The organism is Pseudomonas sp. TE3895 (assembly GCF_056278855.1).
On record NZ_JBWBQE010000001.1, the window covers coordinates 4,590,045 to 4,599,285 of the forward strand.

The 9,241-nt window shown below is 63.6% G+C and carries 7 protein-coding genes; 2 read left to right on the forward strand and 5 right to left on the reverse strand.

Annotation, left to right across the window (positions count from 1 at the left end):
- Positions 1–80: 80 nt before the first annotated feature.
- From ACZ889_RS20850 to pgm, 4 genes are all read right to left on the reverse strand, one after another.
- On the reverse strand, positions 81–2,486 hold the full coding sequence (locus ACZ889_RS20850) for a TonB-dependent siderophore receptor (RefSeq protein WP_476257769.1): 2,406 nt from the start codon (positions 2,484–2,486) through the stop codon (positions 81–83).
- A gap of 67 nt (positions 2,487–2,553) precedes the next feature.
- Positions 2,554–3,498, reverse strand: coding sequence for a FecR domain-containing protein (locus ACZ889_RS20855; RefSeq protein WP_476257770.1), 945 nt, complete (start codon positions 3,496–3,498; stop codon positions 2,554–2,556).
- Positions 3,495–4,007 carry a sigma-70 family RNA polymerase sigma factor gene (locus ACZ889_RS20860; protein ID WP_121783647.1) on the reverse strand — a complete coding sequence of 171 codons (513 nt, stop codon included), beginning with the start codon at positions 4,005–4,007 and terminating at the stop codon, positions 3,495–3,497. The genes ACZ889_RS20855 and ACZ889_RS20860 overlap by 4 nt, the downstream gene beginning before the upstream one ends.
- A 78-nt stretch (positions 4,008–4,085) precedes the next feature.
- Positions 4,086–5,723, reverse strand: coding sequence for a phosphoglucomutase (alpha-D-glucose-1,6-bisphosphate-dependent) (gene pgm / locus ACZ889_RS20865; RefSeq protein WP_070096599.1), 1,638 nt, complete (start codon positions 5,721–5,723; stop codon positions 4,086–4,088).
- A gap of 173 nt (positions 5,724–5,896) precedes the next feature.
- Here pgm and ACZ889_RS20870 point away from each other — a divergent pair, with 173 nt between their 5' ends.
- Both ACZ889_RS20870 and ACZ889_RS20875 read left to right on the forward strand, forming a co-directional pair.
- Entirely contained in the window at positions 5,897–6,544 is a 648-nt protein-coding gene (locus tag ACZ889_RS20870) for a DUF1345 domain-containing protein (protein ID WP_003247748.1), read from the forward strand.
- A 275-nt stretch (positions 6,545–6,819) separates the two neighbouring features.
- Positions 6,820–7,080, forward strand: coding sequence for a DUF1652 domain-containing protein (locus tag ACZ889_RS20875; protein WP_003247746.1), 261 nt, complete (start codon positions 6,820–6,822; stop codon positions 7,078–7,080).
- Positions 7,081–7,131: 51 nt separating this feature from the next.
- Here the strand turns inward: ACZ889_RS20875 and ACZ889_RS20880 are convergent, their stop codons facing one another.
- Positions 7,132–9,219 (reverse strand): putative bifunctional diguanylate cyclase/phosphodiesterase, encoded by a 2,088-nt coding sequence (locus ACZ889_RS20880; RefSeq protein ID WP_180689814.1) that lies wholly within the window; start codon positions 9,217–9,219, stop codon positions 7,132–7,134.
- Positions 9,220–9,241 lie beyond the last annotated feature (22 nt).

Genomic DNA, 9,241 nt, shown 5'->3' on the forward strand with positions numbered 1-9,241 from the left:
TCATCTACGCAACTGCCCCACCGAGTCGCCTGATTCCCGGTCGCACCCGCTCCCGCTGGGTAGGTATACATGGGTTCGGTTTAAAAGCCGACCGTGGCCGAGAGCAGATAGGTCCGCGGGGTGGACAGGGTCAACCCCGGCTCACTGTCATCCGACGCCCCTGCCGAGCTCCAGTAGCGATCATCGAGCACATTCTCGACGCTGGCCCGCAAGGTAACCTCGGTGGCGTCCACCTTGAAGGCATAACGTGCACCCACGTCATAACGCTCCCAGCCGTCGATGCGCTTGCTGTTGTTCTGGTCCAGGTACTGCGAGCTGGAGTGAGTGCCGCGCGCTGTGAAGGTCAGGCCGTTCACCCCTGGCACGTCCCATTCAGCCCCCAGATTGACGTTGTATTCGGGCGTGGCCGGCGCACGGTTGCCATCGTAGGCACCGCCGACGGTGTCGGTCAGCTCGCTGTCGATATACATCACCCCACCCAACACCCGCACGCCCTGCAGCGGCTCACCGAACACACTCAGCTCGATGCCGCGGTTGTCACGCTTGCCATTGGGGCCGAACACCCGCGAGGCGGGGTTGGTCTCGTAGGCCGGCTGGCGAATGCGGAAGGCGCTGGCAGTAAAGGCCACCTGGCCGAGGTCGTACTTGGCACCCACCTCGATCTGGCGGCTGGTGAACGGCGGGAAGATCTGGTCTTCGTTGATCGAGGTCGAGGGGGCGATCTTGCCTTGGCTCAGGCCCTCCATGTAGTTGGCATACAACGAGAGCTGGTCGGTGACCTTGAGCAATACGCCCCCAGAAGGCGAGACCTTTTCTTCGTCATAGCCCGTATCGCCTTTCACGCCGTCGCTCCAGTCATCCACCTGCACCCGTTGCCAGCGCGCACCCAGGGTCAACAGCAGGCGGTCGTCAAAAAAGCCAAGGGTATCGGCCAGGGCCACGCCGGAGAAGCGGTTTTCCGTGTAGACCTCGGGGTCGAGGCGGGTTGGCGTACCGGGTATTGGTGCGGCCACCGGGTTGTAGAGGTTGCTCGGCGCCGAGGCATAGCGCGCCCCGCCGTTGGTGAAGTCCATGTAGTAATAGGTGGCGGCCAGGTTCAGCTCGTGGCTCACCGGCCCGGTATGGAACCAGTGACGTAAACCGGCCATGGCGGTGCGCACCGACTCGTCCCGGGTAAAGTCACGCGGCTGCACGGTGAAGTCGCCGGCATCGTTGGTGATCGACACGTTATGGCGCAGGAAGTCATGGTTGCTCTTGCGCGCACCGACCGCACCATAGGCCAGCAGCGATTCGCTGATATCGTACTCGGCGTTCAGCGCACCGAAGGTATCGTTGGTACGCGCCTTGCTCCAGGCCTGGGCGTAGTTGTGGCGTACGTCATTGGCATTGGGCACCTTGGCATTGGCACCGACCAGCACACGCTCCTGCGGGGCGTCGGTATCGCGCTCGGTGTGGCCAAGGTCTGCCGAGAGACGCAGGCGCTCGCCTCGAAAATCCAGGCCCAGCACCGCCATTTCGCGGTCGACGCGCTGGTGGTCCCATTCGGTATCACCGGCCTGCTTCACGCCATTGAAGCGCACGCCGAACTGCTGACCTTCACCAAAGCGACGGCCGATGTCCACTGCGCCGCCAGCCTGGCCGGCCGAGGCGTAGCTGCCGGTGAATTCGGTGATCGGCTTGTCAGCGGCTCGCTTGGGCTGCACGTTGATACCGCCGCCCACGCTGCCACGCGGCGAAATGCCGTTGATCAACTGGCTGGGGCCTTTGATGATGTCGACCCGGTCGGCCATTTCCATGTCGATCGAATAGGTCGGCAAGATGCCATAGAGACCGTTGTAGGCCACATCACTGTTGAACAGGCTGAAGCCGCGAATGGTGAACTGCTCGAAACGCCCGCCCGCCGGGTTGGTAGCACGCACTGAAGGGTCACTGGCAATCAGCTCGCCCAAGGTGCGCGCCTGTTGGTTCTTGACCAGGTCGCTGGTGTAGCTGGTGATGCTGAACGGGGTTTCCATGAAGTCGCGCGAACCGAGCAAACCTTGTGCCCCTTGGCGTGCCACTTGGCCACCGGCATACGGCTGCGTTTCGTTGCCTGCGGCCAGGCCGCCGACGATGCGGGTGGGGGCGATTTCCAGCGCGCCACTGGCCTGGGGGGCTGGCATCAGGGTGAAGGCCCCCTCACCCACTGGTAGCGCCTGCAGGCCGCTACTGCGCAGCAACTGGTTGAAGCCTTCATCGACACTGTAACGACCGGACAAGCCGTTACTTTGCCGGCCCTCTAGCAATGCCGGGTCCAGCGAAAGGCTGACACCGGCCTGGTCGGCGAAATGGGTCAAAGCGGCACCCAGGCTGGCTGGCGCCACCTGGAACGTACGCCGGGCCGGCTCATCGGCCCAGGCGGGTGCACACAACAGCAGGCTCATCGCGAACAATGGATGTGCTGCGCGCGCCAGTGGGCGCAGGCGGCAGGATTTTACTGCAGGCATTGAACAAGGCTCCCCTTTTATTTTCTCCTACCGGTAATGACCGGCGAGTGAAAAAAAGGGGACAGCCTCATGCTCGATTTTCTCGTGCGGTCAGGCTCACCCAATAACGCGTGCGGGTCTGCACTTGCAACGGCAGGCTGGCGGCGAGCAGGGCCAACACCCGGTCGGTGTCGTCAAGGCGGAACGTGCCGGTAACACGCAAGCGCTCCAGTTCTGGTGCCCAACGCAGTACGCCGGGGCGATACCTGCGCAGTTCGTGCAGCAACTCGCCCAGCGGGCGGTCGTCCAGCCGTAGCGCACCTTCGCGCCAGCCCAGTTGCCATGCGTCGAACGCTTTGACAGGGCCAACGCCAGCCGCCTGCAAACTGGCCTGTTGGCCGGCCTGTAGCATCACGGCAGAACCACTCAACGGCTGCAGGCTGACTAAACCCTTGATCGCCGACACCCGGCAGGCCTCATCAAGCAGGCGCAGGCACGCCTCGCCCTCACTGAGCACCACCCGGCCGTAAGGCACCTGCAAGGTGAGGCTCAGGTTAGCGGGCACGCTGACGGCCACTTCACCGCGCAGCAGTGCCACGCGGCCTGCACCCAGCTCGATATCGACCGCACTGTCGGTGTTCAACTGCAACAAGGTGCCGTCGCTCAGCAGTGCCTGCCTGCGCTCCCCGACTGCGGTGCGCATGTCGGCGGTCCAGGCATCCAGCGGCAGCTCACGGCTCACCAGCCAGGCCACCGGCAACAACGCCGACACACCCAGGGCTTGTTTGAGCAGTGCCCGACGACCGGCATCCGGACGATCCAGGGCGGCCATCGCCAATGCGCCGGGCAACCCGGCAAACCGCGCTCGCAGAAGCGATGCCTTTTGCCAGGCGTCTTCGTGCAGGTGACTGCTGGCGCGCCATTGCGCCAGACGCTGCAGGTCAGATTCGCTTGCGTCGCCAGAATCCAGCAATGCCAGCCAACGGGCTGCAGCACGCAGCGCCTCGCGGGTTTCTGGGGTGTGGGGGCTCATTGCAACTCGGCCAACAGGCAATGTTCGTAAGCCTGCGCCATGTAGCGTTTCACCGAGCGCTGGCAAACGCCCAGGCGCTGGCCAATTTCGGCGTAGCCCAAGCCTTCCAGCTGGCTCCAGAGAAAGGCCTTGCGTATCGCCGGCTTGAGGCCGTCGAGCAATTCATCCAGTGCTTGCAGGGTTTCGAGCAGTAACCAGCGCTGTTCTGGCGACGGCACGTGTTGCTCGGGCAACTGCGCCAAGGCATCAAGGTAGGCCTGCTCCAGGCTACGTCGCTGGTGGAAGTTGCTGAGCAAACGCTTGCCCACAGTCAGCAGGTAGGCACGCGGTTCGCGTATGTCTGCCAGCGGCTGGGCGCTGGCCAGAATGCGCAGAAAAGTATCCTGACTGAGGTCGGCGGCATCCCAGGCATTGCCCATACGCCGGCGCAACCAGGCTTCAAGCCAGCCGCGATGCTCCCGGTACAGGGCAGGCAGGCCAGGCTGCGGTGGCGGCGCGGCGTCGATCATGAGGAGGGTCCTGCGGCGGAGTAAATAAGATTAATTCTAATTTACATCACGCCACAGAACCAAGCGGTTTGTTACCGGTCAGGCAATTGCTTCATCGACCAGCACTTGTGCTTCCTGCACCAGACGCTGCAAATGCGCCTCGTCGATGAAGCTTTCGGCGTAGATCTTGTAGATGTCTTCAGTACCCGACGGGCGCGCGGCGAACCAGCCATTGGCCGTCATCACCTTAAGCCCGCCAATCGCCTGGCCATTGCCTGGGGCGTGGCTGAGGATCTGCACGATCGGCTCACCGGCCAGCTCTGTCGACTTCACCTGCTCCGGCGCCAGCTTGCTCAGCAACGCCTTCTGCCGCGCATCGGCCTTGGCCTCGACACGGGTGGCGAACGGCTTGCCCAGCGCCTCGGTCAGGTCGGCATAAGCCTGGCTCGGGTTACGCCCGGTACGGGCGGTCATTTCGGCGGCCAGCAAGGCCGGGATCAACCCGTCCTTGTCGGTGGCCCACACCGAGCCATCGCGACGCAGGAACGAAGCCCCTGCACTTTCTTCGCCACCAAAACCGAGCGAACCGTCGAACAGGCCCTGGGCGAAGAACTTGAAGCCCACCGGCACTTCGTACAGCTCACGGCCCAGGCGTTGGGTAACGCGGTCGATCAGGCCGCTGGAGACCACGGTCTTGCCCACGGCGGCGTCACTGCGCCACTGCGGGCGGTGGCGGAACAGGTAGTCGATGGCCACGGCGAGGTAGTTGTTGGGTTGCAGCAGGCCGTCAGGGGTGACGATGCCGTGGCGGTCGTGGTCCGGGTCGCAGGCGAAGGCCACGTCAAAGCGCTCACGCAGGCCTATCAGGCCCTGCATGGCATACGGCGAGGAAGGGTCCATGCGGATCTGGCCGTCCCAGTCGACGGTCATGAAGCGGAAGGTCGGGTCGACCTCGGTGTTCACCACTTCCAGGTCCAGCTGGTAGTGCTTGGCAATGGCCGACCAGTAGCGTACCCCTGCCCCGCCCAGCGGGTCGACGCCCAGGCGCAACCCGGCGCCACGGATGACATCGAAATCGATGACGTTTTCCAGGTCGGCCACATAGTTGCTGACGTAATCGTGGCGGTGGGTGGTCGGCGCCTGCAGCGCCTGGGCATGGTCCATGCGCTTGACGCCCGCCAGGTTAGCCGCCAGCAGCTCGTTGGCCTTGCCCTCGATCCACTTGGTCACGTCGCTGTCGGCCGGGCCGCCGTTGGGCGGGTTGTACTTGAAGCCACCGCTTTGCGGCGGGTTGTGCGACGGGGTGATGACGATACCGTCAGCCAGGCCCTGCGTGCGGCCACGGTTGTGGCAGAGGATGGCGTGGGAAACCGCCGGCGTAGGCGTGTATTCGTCATCCTTGGACAGCATCACCTGCACGCCGTTGGCGGCCAGCACTTCCAGGGCGCTGGCGGTCGCCGGCGCTGACAGGGCGTGGGTATCGGCACCGATGAACAGCGGGCCATCGATGCCTTTTTCCTGGCGGTACAGGCAGATCGCCTGGCTAATGGCCAGGACGTGATACTCGTTGAAACTCAATTCAAGCGAACTGCCCCGGTGCCCCGAGGTGCCGAAGGCCACGCGCTGGGCCGCCACGGTAGCGTCTGGGCGGCCCGTGTAATAGGCGGTAAGCAGCCGGGGAATATCGACCAGCACGCTGGCCGGAGCCGGCTTGCCTGCCAAAGGACTGAGCGTCATGCAAAAACCTCGAGTTCAACGGATGTTGGTGTTGGAGCGTGCAGTGTACTGAGAGTTGCAATGCCGTGCGATGGGGGACTCAAAGAAACCCCAGGCCCTGCAGGGTATTGCGCCTCCCACCCAACCCTATGACGGTCTAGAGTACAAGCCATACCCCTTGTGAATGAGGCCCCATGGCTTTCCATCGCCTGACCCGCACACACCCCCGCCTGAGCCTCGCCGCTGCAGTCGGCCTCGCTGGCGCCTGGCTGATCCCCGCCGGTGATACCGTGCAGCACATCCTCGCTGGCTGGAACCTGGGGGTGTGGCTGTACCTGCTGCTGGTGCTCTACCTGAGCTGGACAGCCAGCCCGGAAAAGGTCCGCAAGGTCGCCGGCGTCGAAGACGAGAACGCCGGCCTGGTCCTGCTGACCGTGTGCATCGCCGCCATCGCCAGCCTTGCCGCGGTCACCCTGCAACTGGTCTCCAGCCGCGGCCTGCAAGGCACGGCCCTGGCCGTGCACTATCTCTACACCGGCCTGACCGTCGCCGGTTCCTGGCTGCTGATCGGCTGCATATTCACCCTGCACTACGCCCGCCTGTTCTACACCGGGCAAAACCACGAACCCCCACTGCGCTTCGCTGATGGCGAGCGCAACCCGGATTACTGGGACTTCCACTACTTCTCGTTCACGATCAGCGTGGCGGTGCAAACCTCAGACGTGGGTGTCGCCGGGCGTGGGTTGCGGCGGGTGGTGCTGGCGCATTCGTTGGTGGGCTTCGTGTTCAATACGGCGATTCTGGGGTTCACTATCAACATCGCCGCCGGGTTGCTCGGTTAACCAAGCCGCTCGTCTGAAAAAACTGCGGGTCGAACGTCAGCGAACGCCACCAAACCCGATGGTTACCTGACACCTTGCGGTCGGGAAAACGTTTGCCCATGCAGCCAGCCCACACACTTCACCCATGACAAGGGTGTGACCGCTGTCATGCATTCGCACATTTGTCGTACTTGCAACCGATAATCGCGCGTAGCAGGTGCTATCTTTAGTTTCCCGGCGGCCGCATCGATGTGGCCACCCGCTCATCACGTCCAGGTACGGACAAGGAGGCTGGCATGAACAAGATGACGTTCCCCAACGCCTGCCAGGTGATGCGCTGGCATTTCCATCCGTTGGGTTTCGAGGCCAGCATGGATGCGCCACGCAGCATGGTTGCGCGGCTGTTCGACCGCGCCAGCGGTGAAACCCTGCTGGCGATTGCGGGCATCCCCTGTGCAGCGATCATGGCCGCCGCCGATGTAGAGCGCATCATCGAGGCCGTCGAGGCGGAAATGGATGCCTTCATTCCCGCCTTTACCTTGCGCGATGCAGTCTAGGCTCTGTTTTCAACGCAGCCTGACCGAGTATCAAGGCTCTTCATACAGCGTCTAGCCCGCAGCAGTGAGTTCCGGGCCCATGGCCTGCAACTTGCTCATGAACTGCTCCGCCGGCACAGGCTGGCCCAGCAGGTAGCCCTGCAACGAATCACACCCCAGACGGGTCAGGAAGTCCTGCTGCTTGTCGGTTTCAACCCCCTCGGCAACGATACGCAGGCCCAACGCCTGGCCCAGTGCGACAATTGCCGAAACAATCGCTGCATCGTCACTGTCCTGCTCCAGGTCGCGTACGAAACCGCGGTCGATTTTCAGCTCGTTGGCTGGCAGGCGCTTGAGGTACATCAGGCTGGAATAGCCCGTACCAAAGTCATCAATGGACAAGTCCACGCCCATGTCGGACAGGCGCTGCAGCACGGTCAGGCTGGCATCGGCATCGTGCATGGCGGTGGTTTCGGTAATTTCCAGTGTCAGGCAGTTGGCTGGCAAGCCGTTCTGCTGCAGGGCGCGGGCCACGCTGTCGACCAGGCCGGCATGGCAGAACTGGATGGCCGACAGGTTCACCGCCATGCGCCAGCCATGGTGCCCCTGGTCCAGCCACTGACGCATCTGACGGCAGGCCTCAGTGAGTACCCACTCGCCAATGGGGATGATCAGGCCGGTCTTTTCTGCCAGGCCGATGAAGCGGTCAGGCAGCAGCAGGCCCTGCTGCGGGTGCTCCCAGCGCAGCAACGCTTCGGCACCGATCGGTTGGCAGGCCTGGGCGTCGAACTTGGGCTGGTAATGCAAGCGGAACTGGCGCTGCTCCAGCGCCAGGCGCAAGTCCTGCAGCAGCTGCAACTGCTGGCGCGCGTTGCTGTTCATCGACACATCGAAGAAGCTGTAACCGTTCTTGCCGGCGCTCTTGGCATGGTACATGGCAGCGTCGGCGTTACGCAGCAGCTCATGCTGGTCCTGGCCATTGCCCGGGTACAGAACGATGCCCAGGCTCGCCGACAGTTGCAGGTCGTGCTCGGCCACGCGGAAAGGCCGGGACACCAGGTTGACCTGCTTGACCGCCACGTCCATGGCATCGTTCGGCTCCTGCAGTTCCACCAGCAGCACGAATTCGTCGCCGCCAATCCGTGCCAGCGTGTCCTGGCTGTGCAGGTGGCCGCGCAGGCGGGCCGCCACCGCTTTGAGCAGAAGGTCACCGATATGATGGCCAAAGGCATCGTTGACGGGTTTGAAGCCGTCCAGATCAATGAACATCAGGGCAAAACAACCGCCCTGCTCCGCCACTTTGGCAATGGCCTGTTCGATGCGGTCCGCCAGCAGGGTACGGTTGGGCAGATCGGTGAGGGTGTCGTGCAAGGCCAGTTGGGTCAGTTCCTGGTTGGCCAAGGTCAGCGAACGGGCCAACTCGGCAGTACGCGCCTCGAGACGCGCGTCCAGCACCGAAGTCAGCAAAGCCACTGCCAGTACTGCCAGCGTGGTGATCAGCACCAGGTAAACAAGGCTGTCCCCCTGCAACCCGCCCCCCAGCGCGCCGCAGAAGCTGCCCTCGGGGAAGTTCGCCGCGGCCATGCCGGTGTAATGCATGCCCACGATGGCAACGCCCATGACCACCGCCGCCAGACCGCGGATCTGCCGTATATAGGGTGTGTGTGTGCGCAGGCGGAAGGCAATCCACAATGCCGCCGCCGAGGCGCCTACGGCAATCAGCAGCGAAGCACCGAACAACGTCGGGTCGTAATCAATGCCAGGCAGCATGCGCAGCGCGGCCATGCCGGTGTAGTGCATGCAGGCGATACCGGCGCCCATGATCAGCGCGCCGAACCCCAACTGCAGCGCTGGCAGGCTCGGCTGACTGACCAGCCACAAGGCAAAGCCCGAGGACAGCACAGCGATCAGCAGCGAGAACGCGGTCAGGGCCAGGTCGTACCCCAAGTCGATGGGCAAGCTGAAGGCAAGCATGCCAATGAAGTGCATCGACCACACGCCGATGCCCATGGCCAACGCACCGCCGCCCATCCACAGGCAGGCAGCGCGGCCCTTGGCCGTGGCGATGCGGCCGGTCAGGTCAAGGGCGGTATAGGATGCCAGGATTGCCACGCACAGCGAAATCAACGCCAGCGAAGAGGAGTAGCTACCGGTCAGCATTGAGAGTTCCAGCGCCGGGACA